Origin of the sequence: Dactylosporangium sp. NPDC000555, assembly GCF_040300025.1 — a bacterium.
Classification (GTDB): Bacteria; Actinomycetota; Actinomycetes; order Mycobacteriales; family Micromonosporaceae; genus Dactylosporangium.
Map to the genome: position 1 here is coordinate 1 of NZ_JBEPDB010000065.1, position 25,188 is coordinate 25,188.

Consider the following 25,188-nt stretch of genomic DNA (forward strand, 5'->3'; position numbering starts at 1 on the left):
CCGTGGTTCAACGAGATGCCCGAGCACCGCACGATGTTCTACTTCTACGCCCTGCCGGCCGAGCCGTTCCTGGTCCTGGCCGTGGTCTACGTGCTCGGCGCGATCATCGGGCCGCCGCGGCGCCTGAAGCCGGCGAGCGACCACCGGCTGATCGGCTCGATCATCGCCGGGGCGTACGTGCTGCTCGTCGCCGCCTGTTTCGCCTATTTCTACCCGATCTACTCGGCTATGGACATTCCATACGCGGATTGGCTTTCCAGGATGTGGCTCGGGTCTCGATGGATATAGCCACGGCAGTGAGCTAGGCACGGCAGTGAGCATTGAGCGGAAGCCGCACGGCAGGTAAAGGCTGACAAAAGGGCTGCCGCGAGACACGGAGGACAACGTGCGGGCCAGACCCTCACCGCACCCGCCTGGCCACGATGACACGGCCGCCGCGGCGGCGCTGGTCGACGCCGCCGGCCAGGCACTCGTTCTCGCCACGAGCGCGGCCAACGAAAACTCGGGCGTGTCCACGGCGCAGCTACGGGTGCTCGCCGTCGTCGACCAGGCCGGTTCGGTCAACCTGACCCAGCTCGCCCTCGCCCTGCACACCGCACCGTCCTCCGCGAGCCGGTTGTGCGACCGGCTGGAGGCCGCGGACCTGCTGCGGCGCACCGCCGACGAGCGCGATCGCCGCGAGGTGTGGCTCGTGCTGACGCCCACGGCACGCCGGCTGCTCGACGGCCTGGGCCGGCAGCGGCGGGAGAGTATCGCCGCGGTGATGCGGCGGATGGCCCCCGACGACCGCGCCGCGCTGCTGCAGGGCCTGTCGTCGTTCGCGCGCGCTTCCGGGGTCCCGCTCGCCGAGGACGGCCCGGCGGCTCAGGCGAGCTGACACCACCCGCCCGTCACCGCCCACCGCACTGCCCGGCCGACCGATTTGCGGGCATATAAGCGTTCTTCATGATTGCAATTTGCAGATTGGCACACGTTTGAGTATCCGAACGCCAATCTATGAGGAGTTTCACTGATGACAAGCTTGTAATTCTAGGTAATCTGCGGATCCGATCCAGCCTCACTATGAGTAATGATCAATATTGATATGAGTAGAGCGAGGCGAGACACGCCGGTTGGCATCAGCAGCAGAGGCGATTGCCCATCGACCGAAGGCCCCCACAGATGCGTCCGCAGGCATGACAGCCGGGGCACCGCTGGAGCATGCCGCTGCCATCATTACGCTCCGCAATCATCAGTCGCCCGGCCGCGAGTCATGCCCGCAGCAAAACCGGACAAAGGTCCCCTTTTATCCATCGTCATGCGTACTCGGCGTTGGCCGCAGCCCGGGCGATTCATTGATGGATATCGAATAATTTAGCGATCAACCACCGGAACTGGGGAGTCTTCCACGTCTACCCTGATCGACAATTCTGAATGAAGCTCTCCCGCGAATCGCGGTTCGAGTTCTATGGTGTTCGACGTCGGAGGACGCCAATCACGCACGGGAAAGGTGCCAAACCGGGCACGTCGTAAACCCGCGGCTTCGGGAGTGACGGTGCATACCAGCCACCACGGCGAAACCACGCTTCACAGATTGGCGCACAACGACGCCGCCGAGCGGTTCCTCGGCTCATCCGGCTGGGCCGCGACGGTCCGGCCCCTGGAAGTGCGGCCCGCGCAGGCCGTGGCGGAACCCGATCACGGGGTTCCGGCGCTGCCCGGAGTACACCTGGAGCGGGGACGGCTGCTCGATCACCTGGACTCGGCGGTGGAGCACCCGGTGACCCTCATCTGTGCACCCACCGGCTGGGGCAAGACCGTGCTCGCCACGTCGTGGCTACGCGCCGGACGGGCTCTCGGGCGCACCGCCTACGTGCGGTTCGAGCCCAACTGCGGATCCGCCGCCTGGCGGCAGCTCGCCGGTGCGCTCACCGCGGCGGGCATCGCGCTGGACCCGGCGCGGTGGCCGGGTTCAGACGCGTGGACCAACCGCCCGCACGAGCGCGCCGTGGTGGTCCTCGACGACCTGCACAACGTCACCAACCGCACGGTGCTGCGCCGGCTGGAGCGCCTGATGACCCGCCTCGGCGAGCGGATCAGCTTCCTGCTGCTGGCCCGCAACGAGCCGCCGCTGTCGCTGTACCGCTGGCGCGTGCGCGGCCAGCTCACCGAGCTGCGCGCCGACCACCTCGCCTTCGCCCAGGCCGAGATCGCCGGGCTCGCCGAGCACTTCGACGTGCGGCTCCCCCAGCACTTCCGGTATGCCCTGTGGCACGTGACCGAGGGCTGGCCCGCGGCGGTCGCGGTGGCGCTGTCGGCGATGGTCGGCCGGCACGAGCCGGAGCGGATCGTCATCGACCTGGTCGCCGGCGAGGCGGGACTGAACGAGCAGGTCGGCCTGACCGAGTACGTGCAGCGGGAGATCCTCGCGCACATCGACCCGGACGTCTACGACGTCATGCTGCGCACGTCGATCGTCGAGACCGTCTGCCCCGGCCTGGTCGAGGCCATCACCGGCAGCCGCAGCGGCGCCCGGCAACTGGCCCACGCCAGCCGGGCCAACGCGCTGGCCACCTTCTACGGCGGCTCGCACTCGTGGTACCGCTACCGCCGGCTGCTGCGCTCGGTGCTGCGCGTCGAGGTGCGCACCACGCTCGCGGCCGAGGAGCGCGGCCTGCACCGGGCGGCGGCCGGCTGGTACGCGGCGAACGGCCTGCCCCGCGACGCCGTCGCGCACGCGGTGCTCGGCGCGGACTGGGTGAGCGCGGAGCGATTATTCCTGCAGTACTGGCCGGAACTGTGCGGGTCGGGACCGTGCGCGGTGGCGCCTCGGACCGGCCCGCATCCACCCGCGGACGTCGCCGAGCGCCCGATGCTCGCCTTCGCGCTGGCCATCTGCTGCCGCGACACCGGCGACACGGCCGGCATGTCGGCGTTCATCCGGCTGGGCGAGCGCGCGCTGGGCGAGTCGCCGACCGCGCTCAACGCCGAGATCCTGGCCGCGATGCGGCTCGCGGAGGCGATGACGGTCGAGGACGGGGAGCGCGCCGGCGCCACCGCGATCCGGCTGCTGCAGCGCACCGACGAGGCCGCCGCCGAGCACCTCTACGCCGACGCCGCGGACGCGGCCCGGGCCATCGGCTACCTCGCGCTGTCCGAGTCGTACACCGCCACCGGCCAGATCGACGGCGCCGACACGGCCCTCGAGCGAGGCGCGGGACTGGCCCGCAAGTCCGGCTTCAACCTGCTCGTCGTGCAGGCCAACCGCCAGCAGGCGCTGGTGCACCTGCACCGCGGGCGGCTGTCGGCGGCCGCGGCCTGCGCGCGCCGGGTGCTCGACGGCAGCCGGGACGCGGGCATCAGCGAGTCGCGCAGCATCAGCTACGCCCGGCAGGTGCTGGCCTCGGTCTGCCGGTTGCGCGGCCAGCTCGACGAGGCCCGCTACCACCTGGACGAGAGCATCACCGCCGAGGTGCCGCCCGACCCGTACGGCTGGGTGAGCGGCTCGATCAGCCTCGCCCTGCTGCTGCACGACCAGGAGGACCTGGCGGGCGCCGCGGAGGCGCTGGAGCCGCTGCTCGACAGCCGGATCGGCACCATGCCTCCGGTCGCCGAGGTCACCACGCGGGTGCTGCACGCCGACCTGTGCCTGGCCGAGGGCCGCCTGGACAAGGCCCGGGCCGTGCTCGACGAGGTCGCCCGCCAGTGGCCGGACGCCCCCGAGGTGGCCCTCGAGAGGGCCCGGCTGAGCATCGCCCAGGGGCGGCCAGAGGCGGCGGCGCGCACGCTCGAGGGCGTCCTCACCCGGGAGCCCGGCTCCCTCGTGACGGCGGTTTCGGCAGCGGTACTGCTGGCGCAGGCCCTCCGGCAGCTCGGCGACCTCGTCGGCGCCACCGAGCAGATCGAGCACGCGCTGCGCCTGGCCGCGCCCGAGGGCATCAGGGGACCGTTCCTCGGCCACGGCGCGTGGATCACCGAGCTGCTCGAGCCCCCGCCGCAGGTGACGCACGCACCCGAGGCGGATCGGCAGGTCGAGCAGCGCCCGGCCGAGCCCCGTTCCGAGCCGTCCTCCGAGCCCCCGTCCGAGCCCCCGGCGGCCCCGGCCGACGCGGCTCAGTGGGGCGCGTTCGAGGTGGTCGCGGAGCAGATCACCGAGCCGCTGACCGAACGGGAGACGCTGGTGCTGCAGTACCTGCGCAGCATGCTCTCGGTCGCCGAGATAGCCACGGTGCTCAGCGTCTCATCCAACACCGTCAAGACTCACGTCCGGCACGTCTATCGCAAGCTGGGGGTGAGCCGCCGACGTGACGCGGTGCGCCGGGGAAGGGAGTTGAGCCTCATCTAGGCTCTCACCCGCCTCAGGCGAGCCGCAGGGTGCCTCGGTGGAGACACGATATGCGACATGGCAATGGCGGTGCGGGAGCAGGTCAACGGGGTTCGAGTGGGCGTGCGGTACGCCGTCGCGGACCACGCCTCCAACGTCGGGGGTGACTGGTACCTTTCCACCCCGCTGCGCGGCGGGGACGTGATGCTCGCGGTCGGCGACGTGATGGGCCACGGCCGGGCCGCCGCCGCGACGATGCGGCAGTTGCGCGCGGCCATGAGCCGGCTGGCGCTCGCGGGTGACGAGCCCGGTGCGATCCTCGCGGCGCTCAACCGGATGCTGTGCCGCCGCCCGACCACCACCCTGGCGACCGCCGTCTGCGGCCGGTTCCGCCCCTCCGACCACTCGCTGACCTGGTCGCGCGCCGGGCACCTGCCGATCCTGCGGGCCACCGCCACCGGGGTGAGCGCGCTGGCCCAGCCCTCCGGCATGGCGCTCGGCGTCGACCCGGCCGCCCGCTACGCCACGGCCCGCGTCACGGTCGACGCCGGCGACCTGCTGCTGATGTACACCGACGGCGTCGTCGAGCAGCGCGACCGCGCCATCGACCAGGGCGTGCAGAGCCTCGTCGACGACGTCCGGCTCGCCATGCGCACCTCGGCGCCGGGCGAGCGGCTGCGCACCGCGCTCGACTTCGCCCACCGCAGCAACCCCGACGACGACGCCTGCCTGCTGGCCGCCGAGCCCGTGTAGCGCCGCCGTTCGCCGGTCCGCCACCCGGCCGTTTCACCCATCGAGGGTGATCCTCATTCACCCGGCTCGCTCGAAAGATGTTCCCAGGCACGACACGTTGCCGACTGAGGCAGGCGCCGATGTCCGGGAACGGGGAGGCCGGGGGATCCACCCATGTCCGCGGGAGGGATCAACCGATACCCCGCAACCGGCGCGGAGGGGTCTGCGCCGGTGTCCGGTGCCGCGGGCGGCGGGACCGGACACCACGGGTCGGGCCTGTTCCGGGGGGAACAAGTAACGGGGGATATAGGCCGTGCCGGTCTTTCGGTTTTCGACCGGAGACCGGCACGGCCTCACGCATTTCCCGCTGAATCAAGGGTTTCCGCAGCTAACGCAAAGGGAGAAGACGGGCGGATGCGGGTGACGGAATTTCGGACGTTTGGTACGACGATGCTCACGCTGGTGGGCACGCTGAACGTCTCGCAGGGCCTGCTGGTGGCTTTCGCCAGCGGCGGGGTCGGATTCAACCGTAACGACGTGGCGTTCACCAGCGCCGGCACCTGGGCTGCGGCCACGGTGACGCTCGGTGTGCTGCTCGCGGTCACCGGTCTCGCGCTGCGCGCCCGCAAGCAAAGCGCGATGCTGGCCGCGGTGAGCGTCGTGGCGCTGCACGCGATCTCCCAGCTGGCGATGCTGCGAGCCTACCCGGCGTGGTCGCTGCTGATGGTCACGCTGGACGTGATCATCCTGTTCATCCTCACGATCCCGCGGGGCAGCGTCGTCGCCGACGACGACCTCGAGCCCGAGGAGGCCCGCCCGGTCTCGGCGGCGAAGCTGGCCCTGCGACGCAACAGCCGCTCCGACTCGTACCGTGGCCGGCACAAGAAGGGCCACCCGGTGATGCGCCACAGCGCCGAGCTCGACGACATCATCATGATCGATCTCCTGGTCGACCCGGACGGGCACGACGCCCCCGTCGCCGTGCCCGCCGGCACCGAGCTCTCGATGCAGGACACCGTCGTCGTCACCGCCTCGGTCGGCGCCCCGGTCAACGCCGCCCTGGCCGAGGAGACGATCGAGGCGGAGATCGTCGGCGACCCGCCCACCGCCTGGGTCCGCGCGATCGGCCAGGCGACCGTGCCGGTCGTGCTCGCCGACCCGGCGGACGAGTCGCGGGTGCCGGTCCAGCGCGCCTCCCTGGAGTCGCTGGACCCGCTGATCGACCCGCTGCCGATGGTCCTCGCGAGCGAGGCGGCGATCGCACGGGCCGCCGTGGACGGCGAGGGCGAGAAGCTGGCCGCGATCGGCGCACGGCCCTATGTGAACCGCTGAGCCAACCGCCACGCCAGAAGCGGCGGCGTCCTTCGCAGGACGCCGCCGCTTCGCTTTGCCTTCCCCCCGTTCGATCCCCGGTGCCACAAGCACATCCAAAGCCACAGCACATACAAAAAGGAGCGCGGCCCGGTACGGGTCGCGCTCCTTAGTACTTGCGGCTGTTACAGCAGATTGAGCTCACGAGCGCGCTCAATCACCTCCCGCCGCCGACCCACGCCGAGCTTGCGGTAGATGTTCTTCATGTGCGTCTTCACGGTGTTGACGGACACGTAGAGCATCGAGGCGATCTCGCCCGCCGACAGGGTGCCCTGCAGGTAGCGCAGCACCGCCAGCTCCCGCTCGGTCAGCGGCTCGGCGAGCTCGCCGGCGGCCGCCGGTGGGCGGCCGAAGCCGTTGAGCTCCTGGGCGATGTCCTCCGCCAGGCCGCGGTAGCCGCTGCCCGCCGGCAGGTACGTGACGAGCAGCTCGCGCACCGGCTGGCCGCCGGCGACGAAGGGCCAGCGGATCGTCTCGTCGTCGGCGAAGCGCAGGGCCTGCTCGAGCGCCCGGCCCGCCTTGGAGCGGTCGCCCAGTGCGCGCAGGGCGCGGGCGCTGGTGAGGTTGGCGTCGACCGTCCACACCAGCGAGCCGGTCGTGGGCTCCAGGTACGGCTGCACCGCGCCGAGGGCCGCCGCCGGGCGGCGCTCCGCGAGGTGGGCCTTGGCGCGCACCACGCCGAGCCACGGCGCCAGCATCTCGACCGGTTCGAGGGTGAGCAGCCGCTTGGCCGCCTCCACGTCCCCGGCGGCCAGCCGCAGCTCCGCCTCGGCGAGAGTGACGCAGTGCTGCATGCGCGGCGTGTACCGCCAGTCGGCGAGCTGCCGGCGAATGGCCGCCAGCTCGGTGCACGCGGCCCGCGCATCGCCCGCGGCGGCGCGGATGTGTGCCCTCGTCATGGTCGCCACCGCCACCAGCGCCGGGTCGGCGAGCCCGCCCCCGTCCAGCGCGCGGTCGAGGTAGTGCTCGGCCGCGCGGACCCGGGCCTGCAGGTAGCACACCTCGGCGACGGTCAGCTGCGCCCACACCACGTCGATGCCCTGCGTCTGGCCCTCGCGATCGGCCAGGGCGAGGGTCTCCTTGCTGTACCGCATCGCGGCGGTGAGCCGGCCCCGGGTCGCGTTGAGCTGGGCGAGCTGGCGCAGCGCGGCCAGCTGCGACTGGACCCCACCGCAGCGCCGGGCCAGGTTGAGCGACTCCATCAGCGCGTGCTCGGCCGCGCCGAGATCGCCCTGGATGAGCCGCGCACCGCCGACAGCCACAAGCGCCAGGGCACGCATGCGTGCGGCGTCCTGGTCGTCGAGGCCGGTGTCCTCGCGCAGGAGGAGCGGTGCGGTTGCGAGTACCAGCTCAGGCTTCTGACTCTGATGAGCCTCAGCCATCCGAAAGCTGTCCACAATCGGGCGGAGCGCCGCCCGCGCCGAGTCGACCAGCGTGTGCTGCGATCGGTCGACGAGATGCAGGAACGTCTCGGTGCCCTGCGGATCGCTCGCGTCTAGGCGCTCGGCCGCGAAGGCCAGGGCCAGCTTCGGGTCGTTGCGTACCTCCTGCGGAGGCGGCGGCACCAGCTCCTTGATGGTGCGCATCCGGGCGCCCGGCACCAGCTCCTGCCAGCTCGCGGCCAGCAGGTCCGAGGCCTGGCTCCAGTTGCGCGCCGCGAGCGCGTGGCGCAGCGCGTCGGCCGGCTGGTCGTGCGCGGCGAACCAGTCCGCCGACCGCCGGTGCAGCTGGCGCACCTGCTCCGGGCGGCGATGTCGGAGCTCGTCGTACAGCATGAGGCCGAATAGCGGGTGGCACCGGTACATGCCGGCGTTGCCGCTGCCCTGCACCACGAAGAGATTCGAGTGCTCGAGCTGGGCCAGGATGCGGGCGCCGTCGACGCGGCCGGTGAGCGCCTCGACGAGCTCCGAGCTGACCTGGTCGAGGACCGACGTGCACAGGACGACTTCGCGGACGTCCTCCGGCAGCGTGTCGAAGACCTCGCCGACCAGGTACTCCCCCAGCGCCCGGTCCTGCAGCGCGAAGCGGGGCACGAGGCTGTCCGGCTCCGGGTGACCCTGCACCGCCAGCGCGGCCAGGCGCAGGCCGGCGGCCCACCCCTTCATCACCGCGTGCAGCTCGACGAGCGCCGACTCGGCCAGCCGCACGCCGTGCGCGTTGAGCATCTGGGCGGTCTCGTCGAGGGTGAACCCGAGCGGCCCGGTCCGTAGCTCGCTCAGCGCGCCGCGGATCCGGAATCGGTACAGCGTGAGCGCCGGATCGGTACGGCACGCGATGACGAGACGCAGGCGTTCACCCGCCTGGGAAAGCAGCGTCTCCAGTTCGCCCCACACGCGCGGTACCGAGAGCTCCTGCAGGTCGTCGAGGACCAGGACCACGGGTGGGCCCGCCCGGCGCAGCAGGGTGACGAGCTCTTCCAGGGCGGCCTCACCCTGGCCCTCGCCGGCCTCCCCGGCCGGGTGCTCCCCGGTCGCCTGCGTGACCGCGTCGACCACGTGCTCCCAAAAACGTGGGCCGTGGTGTGCCTCGACCGTCAACCACGCGAGCGGCCAGGGTGCCCGCCCTGCCGCCACCCACTCGGCCAGCAGGGTGGTCTTGCCCCACCCCGCCGGAGCGGAGATCAATGTCAAAGGCCCCGCCACGGCGCGATCCAAAGCGTCCAGAAGACGCGGTCGCGGCACGTGATAGCGGGGCGGCTCGGGCACTGCGAAGTGCAGTGCGGGACGGGTGATGGTGTCAACGAGCGCTTTCTGCCCCAACGTATTTCGCCCCCTCCCACCCACCGCAGCACGGCGGATGACCACGGGATTGTGAGGCGACAAAAGGTGATGTCGCCTCACCCGTAGGGGGTGAACAAATGACGGTGCGTGATCACCCGGTTTTCGGGGCTTGCCTCCGCACGCATCGGAAGCCGACGTGACAACTACCGTTGTCGATCGCTTCGGGCTGCCGGGCCGCGGGCCGGAACCGGTGGTCGTAGTCCGTGGAGCACAGGTACGACCCGCCCTTCAGCACCCGGCTGGCGAACACGGTAGCGCCGGGCGGCGAGTCTACACGCGGGTTCTCCGGGATCTCACCCTCGAGCTCACCGAACCGCGCGCTTCCGGACCGGTAGTAGTCCGACGTCCACTCCCACACGTTGCCGACGACGTCGAAGAGGCCGTATCCGTTGGCCGCGAACGCGCCGACCGGGCTCGTCCCGTGGCCCTCATCGCTGCGGTCCAGCCAGGGGAAGATTCCCTGCCAGATGTTGGCGCGCCCGGGTTCGGGCACGTCACCCCACGGATACGGCGCCCCGTCCAGCCCGCCGCGCGCGGCGAACTCCCACTCGGCCTCGGTGGGCAGGTCCTTGCCGGCCCAGCTCGCGTACGCCATGGCGTCCTCGTACGCGACGTGTACGACCGGATGGGCGGAGCGCTTGCGGACGTCCGAGCCCTCACCGAACGGATGACGCCAGGACGCGCCGGGCCGCAGTTCCCACCAGACACGCCAGTCGCGCAGCGGCACCGGACCCGGCGGCTGCACGAATACCATCGAGCCCGGTGGTCCCTGTTCGGTGGCCCGCTCAGCCACCGTTTGGTATCCGGTCTCCTGCACGAACAAGGCGAACTCCGCGTTCGTCACGGGGTGCGAGTCGATCCAGAATCCATCGACGGCGATCTTGCGAACCGGCGCCTCTTCCGGATAGAAGCCCTCGGCACCCATGGCGAAGGTGCCACCGGGGATCCAGGCCATCTCCACGAGCGCATTGTGCGGACGGCCGCGGGTGACTAGTCCTCACCCACCCCGGGTGAGGGCCGGGGTCGCAGCGCTGCGGGTATCAGACCCCATTCTGGACCCCATTCGGGCTACCGCGGGGGCTTTCACACGGGCCGGGTGATGCTCGGTCATCCGGGCCGGCCGAACGATCGCATCCAAAAGCACCGGTTCAACGCATTTGCGAGGGAGGGAGGTCGCCACACGAGCTTCGCCGGATTCGGCCGCGGCGCCTCCTCTCTTGTCCGCCGCGGCCGGTCGGCGAATCTGTGACCCCCTCCCGGGATACGTGTGCCGTTTCAGGGAAAAGGGAGACGAAAAGGGAGACAAGGTCATGGCTGAGACCGGTACCACCCGTAGCAGCAGCACCTGGTCCGGCTGGGTCACGTTCGCCGGCGTGCTGCTGGCCGTGATCGGGGTACTCAACATCCTCGAGGGCCTGGTCGCGCTGCTGCAGAACCAGGTCGCCTTCATCGACGGCAGCAGCCTGGTCGTGGTGAACCTGACCGGGCTGGGCATCGTAATGATCGTCTTCGGCGCGCTGCTCACCGCGTGCGGGATCGGGGTCTTGGCGCGCAACAGGGTGGCCCGGATCGCGGCGATCGTGATCGTGGCCCTGCATGCGCTCGCGCAGATCGGCTCGCTCGGCGGCTACCCGGTGTGGTCGCTGCTGATGATCACCCTCGACGTGATCATCCTGTACGCGCTCACCGTGCACTGGGCCCCGCTCGAACTCGAGACGGCGACGCCGCCATCGGGTGGCGTGCACCGTGCCGACCGGGACCAGCAGCGCGAGGCCGCCACCTTCCCGATGAACCCGTCACGAACCGGCCCGGCACATGCCGCGCCGGACACGCCCGACGTTCCGGAGAGGGCCGCCGGGGGTTACGAGGGCCAACCGGCGGAGTACCGCAGCCAAGCCGCGGAGTACGAGGGCCAGCGCCGCGGCGAGTACCAGCCGCACCAGCCGGGGTCTGAGTACTGATACAGCCGATGGAGTCCGGCGACGCCGTTGTCGCCGGACTTTTCGGCCTCTCGGCCGGGCTACGCGTGGCGGTGATGCTCCAGCGAGGCGTGGGCATGCGGCGCCGCCGGATCCGGGTGCACCGTGGCGGCCGTCAGGCGGGGCACGGCGTGCAGCAGCCGATGTTCCGCCTCGACCGCGATCGCGTGGGCCTCGGTGAGCGACAGGCCAGCGCCAACGACCAGGTCGGTCTCGGCGTGCAGGCGGTGCCCGATCCAGCGCATCCGCAGCGCCGACACGCGCAGGACCCCCGGCGTGCCGGCCAGCGCGTCCTCCGCCGTGGTCATGAGGGCCGGGTCGACGGCGTCCATCAGCCGCCGGTACACCTCGCGCGCCGCGTCCTTCAGAACAAACAGGATCGCGACGGTGATGAGCAGGCCGACCAGCGGATCGGCCCAGCGCCAGCCAATCGCCACGCCGCCCGCGCCGACGAGGACGGCAAGGGACGTGAAGCCGTCGGTGCGAGCGTGCAGGCCATCGGCGACCAGCGCGGCCGAGCCGATGCGACGGCCGACGCGGATGCGGTGGCGCGCGACGAGCTCGTTGCCAGCGAAGCCGATGAGGCCCGCGGCGGCCACGAACGGCAGCCGAGTCACGACGGCGGGGTGCACGAGCCGGTCCACGGCCGCGTACGCCGCGAGCGCCGCCGAGGCCGCGATGGTGAGCACGATGGCGATGCCGGCCAGGTCCTCCGATCGGCCGTAGCCGTAGGTGTACCGCCGGTTCGCCGGCCGGCGGCCCAGGATGAAGGCCACGCCCAGCGGTACCGCCGTCAGCGCGTCGGCCGCGTTGTGCAGGGTGTCGCCGAGCAGCGCCACCGAGCCGGACCACGCCGCGACGAGGCCCTGCAGCGCGGCGGTGATACCGAGCACGAGCAGCGAGACCCACAGCGCCCGGATGCCCTCGCGGGAGCCCTCCATCGCCGGGTCGACCTTGTCGGCGGCCTCGTGCGAGTGCGGCGCCACGACGTGCAGGAGCCGCCGCGGCAGCGAAGAACGACCGTGCTCGCGATACTCCTGGCTGTGCTCAGGGCCGCGATCAGGGTCGTGGTAGTCCCGCGCCATGCGAACACCATCGCAGAGAATGCCGAAGAAGAAGACGCCCGTACGGACGCGTGCGGCGCCGGCGCGGGCCTGGGAGCGCGCCGGCGCCTGTGCGCCGTCCTGGTGGAGCAGGAACGTCTCAGTGCGTGACTTGCGATGGGTGGGCGGCCTCCTCCGGATCAGCCGCCCACCCATCGGCTCCCGCCGCCCTCGCTGAAGGCCGACCGGTGCTCAGGACGCGGGCCATACTCACCGCTGCCTCCTGGACCGTCGAGTACCCCCTGCTCAACGGTTTTCACCGAGCGACCCAGCTAGGTCTGTCGCGCCGGGGACCACCGACGGCGCGACGCCCGCGGCTGGCGGGACCGGACGGACCACTGTAGACGGTGCAGCAGTCACCGTTTCAGCTCCGTCCGTCGCTTGCCTTGTCACGTCAGAAATCCTGTCGTGGCCCGGAGTGATCCGTCCTCACCCGGGCCGGGTGAAGCACCTGCCCGATCGACATCATGCGGAAGAAAGGTTGGCCATCTCCTTCTCGGCCATCTCCACCTCGGCCAGGAGCTTGGTGTGCTCCGCGATGAGCCCGTCCAGCAGCCGTCGCGTCACCTGGACACTGTCATTTCCGACCGAGCGCGTCGTCGCCAGCAGGTTTTCGGCCGCCTCGCGCTGACGCTGGCGGCGGGCGTCCCACTGAGCGCGCCGGTTGGCCTCCGCCCGGGCCTCCTCGGCGCGGCGCTGGGCCAGGGCCGTCTGGAAGTCCCGCATGGTTTCCTCGGCGTGCTTGCGGGCGTCCGCGAGCAGTGCCTCACCGGCGGACCGCGCGTTCTCGAGGTCCTGCCGGGCCTCGGCGCGCAGGGCTCCGGCCTCCTCCTCGGCGAGGTCGATCATCCGCTGGATGCGCCCGCCGACGACCTTTCCCGACTGGTCGGCGCAGGTGCACTTCTTCAGCTCGGTGCCGAGCTTCTCCACCCGGCCGGTGAGCTGCTGCTCCCGGTAACGCGCCGCGGCGAGCTCGGTCTCCGCCGTCGTCAGACGCATCTGCAACGTCGCGATGTACCTGTCGACCTGGGCCCGATGGTAGCCCCGCAGGCTCAGCTCGAAGCCGTTCTCGGGGCGAAGCTCGATCTCGCCCGCAACCGCGCTCATGCTGACTCATCCCCTCCCCGGCCCGTTCAAGTGACGGGCAACAGCGCGAACGCTGCCGAGGACTGTGGTGACCACGCTTCATCCTTTCCGGGTGAGCCTTCGGCGGGCGGCGTGGCGGTGGAATGGTGTCGATGGAACCGTTGGCACGTAAGGGAAATCGCGTTGCCAGGGGCGGGCAGACCACCCAACCAGGGTGAGGCGCCGCAGCGTGCGGCGGTGCTTTGCTCGTCTCGTTTGACCCGGATGAAAGACCAGTGGAAAAGCGCGGCCGGGAAAGCGATTTCGGGGGGCACGGGTGTCACAAGCGTTGGTACAGCAGGATCGCCGAGGTTCCGCACCGCCGTCACTGGCGGTGCCGGATCTCCCGCCGGGATACGTGATGCGGGAGCGGGTGGTAGCCCAGTTGGACGCCGCGGTGCGCTCACCGCTGACGCTGGTGACCGCGCCGGCGGGCTGGGGCAAGACCGCCGCGCTCGTCGCATGGGCGCGAACGGTACGCATCGGGGACAACGCCGAAATGCCGGTGGTGCGCTGGGTGACCTCGCACTCCGAGCACGGCGCGGACGTCCCCGGCCTGCTGCTCGGCGCGCTGTCGGCCCAGTCCGAGAAGAACGACGGCGACGACCTCTTGCGCGCGGTGGACGCGCTGCAGCAGCCGCACGTCGTGGTGGTCGACGACGTGCGGGAGATCAGCGACGCCGACGCCCTGGCCGAACTGGAGGCGCTGGTACGCCACGGCATGGGCCGCCTGCGCCTGGTGCTCTCGTGCCGCCGCGACCCCGCGTTGCCGCTGTACCGCTGGCGGGTCAACGGCTCGCTCACCGAGATGCGGACGAACGACCTGTCCCTGACGATCTCCGAGACGGCGCAACTGCTCGCGGCGCACGACGTGGTGCTGCCGAGCTCGACGCTGTACGCGCTGCACTCGATCACCGAGGGCTGGCCGGCCGGCGTGCGGCTCGCCGCCATGGCGATGCGCGGCCACCCCGAGCCGGAGCGGGTGCTCGACGACGGCGGCGCGTTCAGCACCGCGGTCGGCGACTTCCTCACCGGCGAGGTCATCGAGCCGCTGCCGCCGGAGACCCGGCGGCTGCTGCTGGAGACCGCGATCGCGCCTCGGCTCAACGCCGGCCTGGTCGAGGCGATCACCGGCCGCGACGACGGCGCCCGGGTGCTCGCCGAGCTCAAGGGCTCCAACGCGTTCCTGACCCGCAACGCCGGCCCCGGCGGCTGGTACCGCTTCCACCCCCTCTTCGCCCGCACCCTGCACGCGGAGCTGCTGCGTCGCAGCCCGGAACGGGTCGCCGAGCTGCACCGGCGCGCGGCCGCCTGGCACGGCACGTACGGCATCCCGGCCGAGGCGCTGCGCCACGCGCTGCTGGCCGAGGACTGGTCCAGCGCCGTCGAGACGCTCGAGAAGTACTGGCCCGACATCGTCGGCGGGGTCCGCTACGACCGGCCGCACGAGGCCGCGCCGCACGCCCCGGCGTCGGAGGAGAGCACCGACCCCCGCCTGCCGCTGGCGTTCGCGGCCGAGCGGCTGCGGGTCGGCGACCTTGAGGGCACGCGCGATTTCCTGCGCCGCTGCGGCGGGGACCGTTCGGCGCCGATGTTCCGGGCGTTCACGGCCGCCGAGGCGTGGCTGGCCGGCGACGCCCGCCGAATGATCACCGAGATGTCCGAAATATCGGCAAATACCGATGAATCTCGCGCCTTGGCGCTTCTCGATGAGGGCGAGGCCCGGCTCCGCCTCGGCGAGCTGGGCGCGGCCGGCGCCCCGCTGCATGGCGCGCTGGTGCTGGCGCAGCGGGCCGGCATGGCTCAGGCCCAGGTGTGCGCGGCCAGCCAGCTGGCCGTGCTCGAGTCGCTGCGTGGCCGGCTGCGCGCCGCCGCCCGGCTGGGTCGCCAGGCGCTGGTGACCGCCGACCGTTTCGGCATCACCGACGCCACCGACCTCGGCTGGGTGCGGATGGCCCTGGCCGGCGTGTACGGCGAGTGGGACCGGATCGCGGAGGCCGACCGCCTGCTGGACGAGGCTCTCGACCTCGCCGCCGGAGACCCCGACCTGCTGGTCTCGATCGCCACGGTACGAGCGAAACTGCGACACGGCTCGGGCCGTCTCGCGGCCGCTCTCGAGGTGCTGCACACCGCCCGCCGCGAGCTCGGCGGTGCGCCGCTGGCGCCGGCCGTCGAGCGCGCGCTCGCGCTGACCGAGGCCGAGCTGCGCATCAGCGGCGGAGACCTGGGCGCGGCCCGGCGTCTCGTGGCCACCGGCGGCGACCCCGACGTGTTCCAGGGCTGGGCCGCCTGCGTGGACGCCTCCGCCGCGCTCATCGAGGGCAAGGCGGCGGCCGCCGCGACGACCGCCGCGCAGTTCGCCACGCCGTCGGTGGAGAACGCGCTGACGTGGACCGTGCAGGCCGCCATCCTCACCAGCCTCGCCGGGCGCGCGCTCGGCGACCGCAACCGGGTGCTGCGCGGCCTGGAGGTGGCGCTCGACATCGCCGAGGAGGAGAGCTTCCGGCGCCCGTTCCTGGTCGGCGGGCACCCGGTGCGCGACCTGCTGGCGAACTTCGCGCCGCTACTGCCGGTGTACCACCCGCTGGCCGCGGAGCTCGCGGCCGGCTCGTCGCCGCTGGCCGGTGGCTCGCGCAGCGGCTCGGACGGCAACCTCGTCGAGCCGCTGACCGAGCGGGAGCTGACGGTGCTGCGCTACCTGCAGGGCACCATGTCGAACCTGGAGATCGCCTCCACGCTCTACGTGTCGGTCAACACGGTGAAGACCCACGTGAAGAACATCTACCGCAAGCTGCACGCCGGCCGCCGGCGCGAGGCCGTCGAGCGCGCCCGGGAACTGCGGCTGCTGTGAGCGCGGCGCCGGCGACCCTGGTGAAGGCCGTCGACGTCGGGGCGCGTCCCGGAGCGGCGACCGCCGCCACCCACCGCGCCCTGTGGGGCGCGCTGGCCGCCGCGATCGCCTGGCCGGCGCTCAGCCTCTGCGGTGTCGCGCACGCGGAGGTCGCGGCGGCCGCGGTCGGCCTGCTCACGGTCCTGCCGTGGCTGGGACCCCTGCTGGGGGTACTGCTCGCGGCGGTCCTCGCGGCGCTGGTGCCGCAGCCGTACGCCCCGCTCGTGGGATTGGCCGCCGCCGCGCTCGTGACGCTGGCCGCGGCGCCGGCCCAGCACCCGCCCGGCTGGCTCGGCCCGCTGTCGATCCCGGTGGCCTCGGCCGCGGTGGTGCTCGGCGGTGCGGTGGGCGGCGTGATCGGCGCGCTGGCCGCGCTCGTGCTCGCCAGCGCCGGGGTCCGGCTGCGCCGGCGGTTCCGGCCGGAAGCCGCGTCATGATCGAACACCTGCGCGGGCTCCGGGTCGGGATACTGCGATGGGGCGGGACAGCCGTCGAGCGCGGCCTCGCGGCCGTCGGGGACGAAACGCCGCCCGGGCGCGGCTCCCGCGCTTGCGATGCCGGGCCCTTCTGGCCTGTCGACAGATGGGTCCATGCGCTCTACGCGGCCGGTCTGACGGCCGCCGCCGCGGTCGCGCTCGCGATCAACTGGCTCGGGCCGCCGGCGGTGGTGCGCACGTTCCTGGCGGTCGTCGCGGCGACGATGTTCCTGCTGGTCGGCTACATGCTGGTGCGCACTCCGACGCGCCGGGGACAGGCGATGCGGCGATACCTGACCGACCCTCGCGACCGCACCGAGTTCGAGACCGCGGCCGCGAACGCCGACCGGATCCGGCTGACCTGGCCGGCGCTGGAGCGGCTGGGCGAGCCGACCGACCCGACGGCGACGCTGGAGCGCGCGCTGTGGGACCTGGCGCAGGCCCTCGCCGAGCGCGGCGAACTGCGCGCCGCCGACCGCGACCTGCGCGCCTCGGTCGGCGACCCGATCGGCGCGGGCAGCCTGTTCAGCGCGGTCACCGACCGGCAGGCGGAGATCGCGCGCCGGCTCACCGAGGTCGACGCGGAGGTACGCCGCCGCTCCGGGCAGCTGCGCAAGCTGGCCGTGCTGTGCCAGGACTTCCTGGACCAGCGCGCCGCACAGAGCCGCGCCCGGATACGGGTCACCGCGGCCGACGCGCTGCTGGGCTCTCTGCGCGCACGCCCGGAGCCGGACCTGGTCGAGCGCACCGAGGTGGTACTCGCCGCGTATCAGGAGCTGGCCGACGAATACGACTGATATCCGGCCGATCCCGGCACGCGCCTATCCTGCCGTAGTGCGGCGGCGGCTGGCGACCGGGATCGGGTGCGCGGTGGCGGCCGCCGGGCTGTTCCTCGCGTACCTGCGCATGGCCCGCGCGATTCCGATCAACGGCGACAGCGCGAGCAACGCCCTGCAGGCCTGGGACATGTTCCACGGCAACCCGCTGCTGAAGGGCTGGGCACTCTCCGACGTGTCGTTCTACCCGACGGAGCTGGTGCAGTACGGCATCGTCCAGTGGTTCACGGGCCTCTCCGCCGACCAGGTCCAAGTGACCTCCGCCATCACCTACACGATGATCGTCTTCCTGGCCGCGGCGCTGGCGAAGGGCCGGGCCACGGGCGCGGAGGGCCGGCTGCGCATCGGTGTGGCCGTCGCGATCCTGCTGCTGCCGGTACCGGGCACCGGCTACCAGACGCTGCTGTCCTCGCCGAACCACACCGGCTCGGCCGTGCCGCTGCTGCTGGCCTGGCTCGTCCTGGACCGGTCTCGGCACCGGGTCTGGACCCCGGTCCTGGTCGCCGCGCTGCTGGGCTGGGGCGCGATGGGCGATCCGCTCATCACGTTCGTCGGCGCGGTACCCCTGGTCGTCGTCTGCGCCTACCGCGCCCTGCGTTCCCGGGGCGCCGAACGGCTCTTCGAGCTGAGCCTGGTGCTGGCCGGCGCGGCGTCGGTGGGTGTGTCGCGCGCGTTCCGCCACCTGCTGGACTCCCTCGGCGCGTTCCAGTCTCCGCATCCGCCGATCGAGCTGGCGCCGCTGCCGGAGTGGCCCCATCGCGCGTGGATGACGGCGCGGATGCTCGGCGTCATCTTCGGTACCCACCGCTCCGGCTGGCACCCGGCGGCACTTGAGCCGGCGCTCTCCGCGCTGCACCTGGTCGGCTTCCTGGCGGCGCTGATCGCGTTCGCCGTCACGGTGCTGCGCGCGCTGCGCGGCACGGCGGACCGGGTCGACTCGGTCATGGTCGCCGCGATCGCGTGCAACCTGGGCGCGGAGGTCGTCTCGACGATCTCGGTGGACCTGATGGCGGCCCGGGAGATCACGCCGGTCCTGCCGATGGGCGCGGTCCTGGCCGCGCGCCTGGCCGGCCCCTGGCTCGCCGCGCGCCACCCGGCCACGGCCGCCGCCTCGCACTCCGCCCCCGGCGCCGCCTCACGTTCGGCCCTGAGCGCCGCCAGCACTGCGGGCGACATTTTGGAAATGTCCGATAAGGCGCCTCGCTCGGTGCGGATCGGGCGCGGCGTACTGGCCGGCATCCTGACCGTCTTCGCGATCACGCTGGTCGCCTACGCGCCGCCGCGGGCCGAGCCGGCCGAGGCCCAGGAGGCCGCCGACTACCTGCGCTCGCGGGGCCTGAGCTATGGCCTGGGCGCGTACTGGGCCTCGAACAACATCACCGTCACCACCGAGCGCGGGGTCACCGTCGCGCCCGTGGTCGGCGGCGGCGACCGGCTCGTCCCGTTCTGCTGGCAGTCGAAGGGCGCCATGTACGACGCCGTCGCGCACGACGCCCGGTTCGTCGTCCTCGAGAAGGACCGCCCGATCTACGGCACGCCCGAGCAGGCCGAACACATGTGGGGCCCGCCCGTGCGGCGGCACGACGTCGGCAAGTACGCGATCCTGCTGTACAACGTAAATCTCCTGGACGGCTTTCCACCGCACTGCGGGTAGCGATCCGTCGATACGATCGCACCTGTGCGCAAGTTCGTCGTCTGGGGTGACAACGCACTGGCCCGCCGACTCGTCGGCGAGCTGATCAACACATACTCCGCGCAGGTCACGGTCATCGTCGCAGACCTGACCGCCAATCAGGCGCCGGAGATCGCCGACATCCACGCCGACGACGATCCCGCCGCGCGGCCGCTCATGATCGCCGCGCGGAAGCTCACCCGGGCCGTGTTCGAGGCTGCCGATCTGACCGACGCCGACGCGATCGCGTTCGTCGACACCGACGACGTGGCCAACGTCGACGCCGCGCTCATCGCCCGCGAGGTCGACCCGACGATCCGGGTCGTGCTGCGCATGTTCAACACCGTCCTCGGCGCCGGCGTCGTCGAGCGGCTGTCCAACTGCGCGGTGCTGTCGGCCTCCGAGATCGCCGCCCCCGCGTTCGTCACCGCCGCGCTCGGCGACAGCAACCCGGCGACGATCCGGCTCTCCGACGGTCAGCAGCTGATGGCCGTCGACCGGTCGTCGGCCAACCCCGCCGACATCCGCTGCGGCCTGGCCGTCACGACGGAAGCGCAGAGCCTGCCCGCCGACGAGGACCGCGCCGACCTGGTGCTCACCAGCGTCTACGGCCGGCGCACGATCGAGCGGCGCCGGCCGCGCCGCCACCCGCTGCGCGCGTCGCGTCTGCTGCTCGGGGGCGGGCTCCGGCGAATCCTGGCCGCCTCGGTCGCGATCCTGGCCCTGGGCACGGTCGCGGTGGCGGCCGCGCGCCACGTCGGGGTGTGGAAGGCGCTGTACCTCGCCGTGCTCACCGCCCTCGGCGGCGCCAATCCCGATGCCGACGCCCCCGCGCCGGCGCAGGCGGTGGACCTCGTGCTGGTCGTCGCCGGCGTCGCGATCATCCCGGCGCTCACCGCGGCCGTCGTCGGCATCGTGGTCAAGGCCCGGCTGGCAATCGCCGCCGGCGGGCCCACCGAGCCGATCTCCGGCCACGTCGTGGTCGCCGGTCTGGGCAACGTCGGCACCCGGGTGCTGCGCGAGCTGCACGACCTCGGCATCGAGGTGGTCGCGGTCGACCGCGACGAGCAGGCCCGCGGCGTGCAGGTGAGCCGAGACCTCGGCCTGCCGGTGATCATCGGGGATGTCACCAACCCGGACACCCTGCGGGCCGCCTCGGTGGCGACCGCGCGCTGCCTGGTCGTGGTCACCACCGCGGATGTGACCAACCTGGAGGCCGGGCTGCTGGGCCGCGACCTGGCCCGCCGCGCCCACCCGGACATCCAGCTGCGGGTCGTGCTGCGGCTGTTCGAGGAGGACTTCGCCCGCCGGATCAAGACGGCGTTCGACATCAACCTGTCCCGCAGCGTGTCGTACCTCGCCGCGCCCGCCTTCGCCGCCTCCATGGTGGGCAACGAGGTCATCGACACGATCCCGGTCGGCCGCCGGGTGCTGCTCGTGGCCGAGGTGCCGGTCGGGGCCGGCTCGCAGCTGGAGGGCAGGTACTTCCGCGAGGTCAGCGAGCCGGGCCTGGTCCGCCTGGTCGCGGTGCAGACCGGGCGCACCGGGCTGGGCGTGGGGGTACAGACGTTCTGGGCACCGGAGCAGAACCGCTGGCGCACCCTGGACCGCACCCACACAATGGTCGTCGTGGCCACCCGGGCCGGCCTGGTGGCGCTGCTGGAGCGGGCCGCGGGCGTGGACGACCCGCCGCCGTTCCATCCGCCGTCGGCGCCGCCGCTGCTGACGCCCAAGCCCCGGGGGTGAGGCGGGCTGCGGTGGACCAGGGCCCTACGCGGGGTCCGGTCCGCCGGTGCGCCCGCCCGTCACCACGACCGGGCAGGGTGCGCGGGCGACCAGGGTGCGCGACGTGCTGCCCAGCAGAAACTCGGCGACCCGGCCGTGGCCGTGGGTGCCGACGACGATGCCCGGGCTGTCCTGCTCGCGGGCCACGCGGATCAGGGTGGCGGCCACCGTCGCCTCCTCGGCCACAGCGAGACCCGACGCCTCGGCGTAGCCCGCCTCACGGGCGATCGCGGCGCCGCGCTGGGCGGTGCGCTGCATGTACTCCTGCTCGCGAGCCTCGGCCTCGAGCGCGCCCCGGACGTCGAGAACCACCGGCGGCGTCCGCAGCGTGTTGACCGGCATCGTGACCGCCTCGAACGACCGGCCCGCTTCCCAGACGGTCACGACGAGGGCGCTGTGCCCGGTCAGCAGCCGGGCCGACGCGCGGATGGCCCGCTCGGCGGCCGGCGAGCCGTCGAAGCCGATGACGACCGGAGCTGTGCTCACGATGGTCAACGTAACCTCACCGGGCGGCCCCGCGGCATGAGTGCGCGGGTGATCCGGCGGCGGCGCATGAAGGACCCGGCCCGGGGTACGCATGACGAATGAACGAGGAGCGGTTCCGCGCCGTGGTGCGGCGCGAGGCGGCGGGCGACCCTGCCACGGTCACGCGCACCGTGCTCGAGACGCTCGCGGAGCGGCTGATGCCGGGGCTCGTCCACGCGCTGCGCGACCGGCTGCCCGCCGGGATCGCCCGCGAGCTGATCACCGGGGTGTCGCACGAGACGTTCGGTGCGGACGAGTTCGTGCGGCGGGTCGCCGTGCGGGCCGGCGTGGACCGGGAGGCCGCCGAGCGGTACGCCCGGGCCGTATTCACGGCGCTCAGCCGCGCGCTGGAGCCCGCGGACCTGGCGGTGGCCCTGGCCGAGCTGCCGCGCGACTACCGGCCGCTGACCGAGGGCGCCACGCGGTCGGCGCGGGAGCTGGGCGAGTTCGTGCGGCGGGTCGCCGACCGCGCCGGCGCCACCCCCGAGCGGGCCCGCAGGGCGAGCGAGGCGGCGATGGAGACGCTCGCCGAGCGCATCAGCGGCGGCGAGGTCGACGACCTGATCAGGGAGCTGCCGCTCGAGCTGCGCCCCGTGCTCGAGCGGGGCAGGGCGCGCTCCGGCGGCCGAGGCCGCCGGATGAACCTGGAGGAGTTCCTGCGCCTCGTCGCCGAGCGCGCGGACGCGGGCCCGGACGAGGCCCGCGACCTGACGCGGGCCGTGCTGGTCACGGTCCACGACGCCGTCACCGACAAGGAGTTCGGCGACCTGCTCGCGCAACTGCCGAGCGAGTACGCCGAGCTGGCGCACGCCTGACCTAACGGCTGTAGAACTCCACGATCAGCTGCTCGTCGCACAGGACCGGGATTTCCCGGCGCAACGGCAGGCGGATCAGGCGCGTCCGCAGGCCGGGCAGGTCCGTGTCCAGGTAGGGCGCGGTGCGCTCGCCCGCGTGAGCGCCCGCGGCGGCGACTACGAACGGCGTCTTCGTGCGGCTGCGCTCGGCGACCTCGATGACGTCGCCCGGGCGCACGCGCGCGGACGGGCGGTCGACGCGCCGGCCGTTCACGTTCACGTGCTGGTGGGTGACGACCTGGCGGGCCTGGTAGATGGTGCGCGCGAAGCCCGCCCGCAGGACCAGGGCGTCCAGGCGGGTCTCGAGGTCGACGATGAGCTCCTCGCCGGTCTTGCCCGGGCGTCGCACGGCGCGGTCGAACGCGGCGCGCAGCTGCTTCTCGCGCAGGTTGTACTGAGCCTTCAGCCGCTGCTTCTCCAGCAGCCGCACCTTGTAGTCGCTCACCTTGGTCCGGCTGCGGCCGTGCTGGCCGGGCGGGAACGGGCGGCGCTCGAAGTACTTGACGTCCTTGGGGGTCAGCGGGATGCCGAGCGCGCGCGAGCGCCGGACCTTGGGGCGAGACTGGTTCACTTTGCTCCCTTCAACTAAGGTAAGGCTAACCTTAGGAGGTCGGATGTCAAAGCTGCCCACCCCGGCCGAGCGGCTGCGCTCACTGCTGGCTGCCGCCGGCTCGCTGACCCTGCACGTGCCCGGCGGCCGGTGCGACCTGATCGGCGCCCATCGCGTCGAGGCCGGTCGCATCCTTCTGGACAAGCCGGATGTCGTACCGCTGGAGCCGGAGGTCGCCGCCGTGCTGGAGCTCACCGACATCGTGCCGACCCCGACCCGCGCCCGGGTGCGCGCGAGGGCGACCTTCGCCGGCTGGCTGGGCGAGTCCGCCGGCGGCGTGATGGTGCTCGATCTGGCGGAGGCGACGCTGCAGGATCCGGCGTACGGCGCCGACAGCGAGATCTCCGTCGACCCCGCCGACTTCGCCGCCGCGGCGCCCGATCCACTGGCCGAGGTCGAGGCCGACCTGCTGTGCCACCTCGACGCGTCGCACCCGGGCGCGATCGACCGGCTGGCGCGCCTGATCCCGCCGCACCACCTGCACGGCGTGCGCCGGATCGTGCCCGTCCGGCTGGACCGCTACGGCGTGGTCCTGCGGCTGGAGTTCGCCGCGCGGGCCCGGGACGTACGGCTTCCGTTTCCGACCCCGCTCGACAAGCCTGAGGAGGCCGGCGAGCGGATGCAGGAGCTCTACGCCCGCGCCCGCTGCTGCCGGGGCGGCCACTGAACCGGCACGCACGGCGAGGGCCGCCGCCCGACTGACCTACGGGCGACGGCCCTCCGTACCGGGTGCGCCTCAGCAGGCGCCGTTGTCGGCCCAGACGCTCGCGATGCCGGGCGTCTCGCCCTGGGTCCACCACTTGGCGGTCCACTTGTGGCCGTTGTACGACACCGTCGCGCCGCCGTTGTAGGCGGTCGACGACGCCCAGGCGGACGGGCAGGCCGGCGGCTGGGTCGTCCCGCCGCCGCAGGTGCCCTGGTCGACCCAGACGCTCGCGGTGCCGGGCGTCTCGCCCTGGGTCCACCACTGGGCCCGCCAGGTGTGGCCGTTGTACGACACGAGGGCGCCGCCGGTGTAGGCGAAGGACGACGACCAGGCCGCGGCGCCGCACGCGCCCGTCGACGGCGACGGCGAGCTCGAGGTCGGCGGGATGCTGGTGGGCGGCGTCGCGCCGGCGAAGCGGGCCGTGTACTTCGTGAACTCCCACGCCGTCTGCGGCACGCTGCTGCAGCTGCCCGACGTGGTGCTCTGGTTCGGGTCGGGGCACTGACGGTCGCGGTTGACCGACCAGTACGTGTAGCGGGCCAGGTGGTGCGAGGTCGCGTAGTCGAGGACGGTCTGGAAGTCGGCCTGGCGGAAGTACTCGCCGACGTCGCTGCGGCCATTCATCATCGACACGCCCTCGTGGGCGTACGCGGTGGCGCTGTCCCAGCCGAACGTGTTCATCAGGATGCCGTGGAACGCCTCCAGCGCGCCGGTCTGCGCCGACGCGCCGTTGAAGCCCCCGTCGAACGGCATGATCGAGTAGTTGTCCGGCGTGAAGCCCAGGCTCTTGGCTTCGTTGAGCATCTGCTGGCCGAACCAGCCGGTGCCGGCGGCGGTGCCCGCCGTGGTCACCGAGATGTACAGACCGGGGTTGTTCCGCTGCAGGATCTGCGCGGCGCCGAGCTCGTTGTGCACGGCCGCGGCGTTCTCGTACTCCGGCTCCTCGAGGTCGAAGTCGATCGCCTTCAGGCCGTACTTCGTGACCACCTGCTGGTATGCGGCGGCGGTCGCGGCCGGCGTGCCGCAGGTCTGGCCGAGCTTGGTGCCGCCGTACCCGCCGATGGAGACGCTCACGTCGCCGCCGTTGGCCCGGATTCGCGCGATGAGGTTGGCCGCGTCGGTGTCGGAGGAGACCGCGCGGGTGCCGTCCCACGTCGGTGTACAGCCGCCGCCGTTGGGCGCCAGGATGAACGCGAGCTGAAACGCCTTCTGCCCGGTCGCGTTCATGACCTCGACGGGGTCGGGCGGGCTGTTGTCGAACGGCATCAGGTAGGGGGCCGAGGCGTACCAGTTGCTGGTGAGCGCGGCGTTGGCGGACTGTGCGCTGATCACGCCGAGGGTCGTCGCGCCCAGGGTGGCGGCGGCGGTCAGCGCGAGGGGGATCAGGTTTTTGCGTTTCATGGACCCCTCCACGAACACGTGTGGACGTGACGCTAACTGT

19 protein-coding genes and 1 pseudogene are annotated in these 25,188 nt (G+C 72.4%); 13 read left to right on the top strand and 7 right to left on the bottom strand.

What is annotated here, in order from left to right; translation table 11 throughout:
- The 5 genes and pseudogenes from ABT297_RS30620 to ABT297_RS30640 form a co-directional block, all read left to right on the top strand.
- Positions 1–288: pseudogene (locus ABT297_RS30620) on the top strand (phospholipid carrier-dependent glycosyltransferase); the annotation flags it as partial.
- 97 nt (positions 289–385) lie between these two features.
- Positions 386–877 (top strand): MarR family transcriptional regulator, encoded by a 492-nt coding sequence (locus tag ABT297_RS30625; protein WP_350555867.1) that lies wholly within the window; start codon positions 386–388, stop codon positions 875–877.
- A gap of 696 nt (positions 878–1,573) precedes the next feature.
- Positions 1,574–4,324, top strand: a complete 2,751-nt coding sequence (locus ABT297_RS30630; RefSeq protein WP_350555869.1) for a winged helix-turn-helix domain-containing protein — start codon at positions 1,574–1,576, stop codon at positions 4,322–4,324.
- Positions 4,325–4,381: 57 nt separating this feature from the next.
- On the top strand, positions 4,382–5,056 hold the full coding sequence (locus tag ABT297_RS30635) for a PP2C family protein-serine/threonine phosphatase (RefSeq protein WP_350555870.1): 675 nt from the start codon (positions 4,382–4,384) through the stop codon (positions 5,054–5,056).
- A gap of 393 nt (positions 5,057–5,449) precedes the next feature.
- Positions 5,450–6,367, top strand: coding sequence for a DUF7144 family membrane protein (locus ABT297_RS30640; protein WP_502885673.1), 918 nt, complete (start codon positions 5,450–5,452; stop codon positions 6,365–6,367).
- 164 nt (positions 6,368–6,531) lie between these two features.
- Here the strand turns inward: ABT297_RS30640 and ABT297_RS30645 are convergent, their stop codons facing one another.
- Both ABT297_RS30645 and ABT297_RS30650 read right to left on the bottom strand, forming a co-directional pair.
- Positions 6,532–9,246: a winged helix-turn-helix domain-containing protein gene (locus ABT297_RS30645; RefSeq protein ID WP_350555872.1), complete on the bottom strand. Its 2,715-nt coding sequence runs from the start codon at positions 9,244–9,246 to the stop codon at positions 6,532–6,534.
- Positions 9,247–9,277: 31 nt separating this feature from the next.
- Positions 9,278–10,141 carry a formylglycine-generating enzyme family protein gene (locus ABT297_RS30650; protein WP_350555912.1) on the bottom strand — a complete coding sequence of 288 codons (864 nt, stop codon included), beginning with the start codon at positions 10,139–10,141 and terminating at the stop codon, positions 9,278–9,280.
- Positions 10,142–10,496: 355 nt separating this feature from the next.
- Between ABT297_RS30650 and ABT297_RS30655 the strand changes: the two genes are divergently transcribed.
- Positions 10,497–11,147, top strand: a complete 651-nt coding sequence (locus tag ABT297_RS30655) for a DUF7144 family membrane protein (protein WP_350555873.1) — start codon at positions 10,497–10,499, stop codon at positions 11,145–11,147.
- A gap of 59 nt (positions 11,148–11,206) precedes the next feature.
- Here the strand turns inward: ABT297_RS30655 and ABT297_RS30660 are convergent, their stop codons facing one another.
- The gene (locus ABT297_RS30660; protein WP_350555874.1) at positions 11,207–12,250 is read right to left on the bottom strand and encodes a cation diffusion facilitator family transporter; all 1,044 of its coding nucleotides are present in this window, start codon (positions 12,248–12,250) and stop codon (positions 11,207–11,209) included.
- A gap of 483 nt (positions 12,251–12,733) precedes the next feature.
- Positions 12,734–13,375, bottom strand: a complete 642-nt coding sequence (locus ABT297_RS30665) for a hypothetical protein (protein WP_350555875.1) — start codon at positions 13,373–13,375, stop codon at positions 12,734–12,736.
- A gap of 379 nt (positions 13,376–13,754) precedes the next feature.
- On the opposite strand from ABT297_RS30665, the gene ABT297_RS30670 reads away from it, so the two are divergent.
- From ABT297_RS30670 to ABT297_RS30690, 5 genes are read left to right on the top strand one after another with little or no spacing between them, the layout of a single operon-like run.
- Entirely contained in the window at positions 13,755–16,244 is a 2,490-nt protein-coding gene (locus ABT297_RS30670) for a winged helix-turn-helix domain-containing protein (RefSeq protein ID WP_350555876.1), read from the top strand.
- Positions 16,241–16,720, top strand: a complete 480-nt coding sequence (locus ABT297_RS30675; RefSeq protein ID WP_350555877.1) for a hypothetical protein — start codon at positions 16,241–16,243, stop codon at positions 16,718–16,720. Before ABT297_RS30670 ends, ABT297_RS30675 begins: the two co-directional genes overlap by 4 nt.
- Positions 16,717–17,556: a hypothetical protein gene (locus tag ABT297_RS30680; RefSeq protein ID WP_350555878.1), complete on the top strand. Its 840-nt coding sequence runs from the start codon at positions 16,717–16,719 to the stop codon at positions 17,554–17,556. Before ABT297_RS30675 ends, ABT297_RS30680 begins: the two co-directional genes overlap by 4 nt.
- Before the next feature lie 37 nt (positions 17,557–17,593).
- Positions 17,594–19,249, top strand: a complete 1,656-nt coding sequence (locus tag ABT297_RS30685) for a hypothetical protein (protein WP_350555879.1) — start codon at positions 17,594–17,596, stop codon at positions 19,247–19,249.
- Between the two features lie 24 nt (positions 19,250–19,273).
- On the top strand, positions 19,274–21,013 hold the full coding sequence (locus ABT297_RS30690) for a potassium channel family protein (RefSeq protein ID WP_350555880.1): 1,740 nt from the start codon (positions 19,274–19,276) through the stop codon (positions 21,011–21,013).
- Between the two features lie 24 nt (positions 21,014–21,037).
- On the opposite strand, the gene ABT297_RS30695 is transcribed toward ABT297_RS30690, so the two are convergent.
- A complete protein-coding gene (locus tag ABT297_RS30695) occupies positions 21,038–21,538 on the bottom strand; it encodes a universal stress protein (protein ID WP_350555881.1) in 501 nt (166 codons plus the stop codon).
- A gap of 98 nt (positions 21,539–21,636) precedes the next feature.
- On the opposite strand from ABT297_RS30695, the gene ABT297_RS30700 reads away from it, so the two are divergent.
- The gene (locus ABT297_RS30700; protein WP_350555882.1) at positions 21,637–22,392 is read left to right on the top strand and encodes a DUF2267 domain-containing protein; all 756 of its coding nucleotides are present in this window, start codon (positions 21,637–21,639) and stop codon (positions 22,390–22,392) included.
- A gap of 1 nt (position 22,393) precedes the next feature.
- Here the strand turns inward: ABT297_RS30700 and rpsD are convergent, their stop codons facing one another.
- A complete protein-coding gene (gene rpsD / locus ABT297_RS30705; RefSeq protein WP_350555883.1) occupies positions 22,394–23,002 on the bottom strand; it encodes a 30S ribosomal protein S4 in 609 nt (202 codons plus the stop codon).
- Positions 23,003–23,045: 43 nt separating this feature from the next.
- On the opposite strand from rpsD, the gene ABT297_RS30710 reads away from it, so the two are divergent.
- Positions 23,046–23,708 (top strand): DUF2470 domain-containing protein, encoded by a 663-nt coding sequence (locus tag ABT297_RS30710; protein WP_350555884.1) that lies wholly within the window; start codon positions 23,046–23,048, stop codon positions 23,706–23,708.
- Positions 23,709–23,777: 69 nt separating this feature from the next.
- Here the strand turns inward: ABT297_RS30710 and ABT297_RS30715 are convergent, their stop codons facing one another.
- Positions 23,778–25,148 carry a chitinase gene (locus ABT297_RS30715; protein WP_350555885.1) on the bottom strand — a complete coding sequence of 457 codons (1,371 nt, stop codon included), beginning with the start codon at positions 25,146–25,148 and terminating at the stop codon, positions 23,778–23,780.
- Positions 25,149–25,188 lie beyond the last annotated feature (40 nt).

Excerpts from the sequence above, each read along its gene's own strand:
- ABT297_RS30635 (WP_350555870.1), top strand. The coding sequence starts at position 4,382 with ATGGCAATGGCGGTGCGGGAGCAGGTCAACGGGGTTCGAGTGGGCGTG.
- ABT297_RS30715 (WP_350555885.1), bottom strand. The coding sequence starts at position 25,148 with ATGAAACGCAAAAACCTGATCCCCCTCGCGCTGACCGCCGCCGCCACC.
- ABT297_RS30665 (WP_350555875.1), bottom strand. The coding sequence starts at position 13,375 with ATGAGCGCGGTTGCGGGCGAGATCGAGCTTCGCCCCGAGAACGGCTTC.
- ABT297_RS30710 (WP_350555884.1), top strand. The coding sequence starts at position 23,046 with ATGTCAAAGCTGCCCACCCCGGCCGAGCGGCTGCGCTCACTGCTGGCT.
- ABT297_RS30700 (WP_350555882.1), top strand. The coding sequence starts at position 21,637 with ATGAACGAGGAGCGGTTCCGCGCCGTGGTGCGGCGCGAGGCGGCGGGC.
- ABT297_RS30660 (WP_350555874.1), bottom strand. The coding sequence starts at position 12,250 with ATGGCGCGGGACTACCACGACCCTGATCGCGGCCCTGAGCACAGCCAG.
- ABT297_RS30680 (WP_350555878.1), top strand. The coding sequence starts at position 16,717 with ATGATCGAACACCTGCGCGGGCTCCGGGTCGGGATACTGCGATGGGGC.
- ABT297_RS30640 (WP_502885673.1), top strand. The coding sequence starts at position 5,450 with ATGCGGGTGACGGAATTTCGGACGTTTGGTACGACGATGCTCACGCTG.
- ABT297_RS30670 (WP_350555876.1), top strand. The coding sequence starts at position 13,755 with ATGCGGGAGCGGGTGGTAGCCCAGTTGGACGCCGCGGTGCGCTCACCG.
- ABT297_RS30650 (WP_350555912.1), bottom strand. The coding sequence starts at position 10,141 with ATGGCCTGGATCCCCGGTGGCACCTTCGCCATGGGTGCCGAGGGCTTC.
- ABT297_RS30655 (WP_350555873.1), top strand. The coding sequence starts at position 10,497 with ATGGCTGAGACCGGTACCACCCGTAGCAGCAGCACCTGGTCCGGCTGG.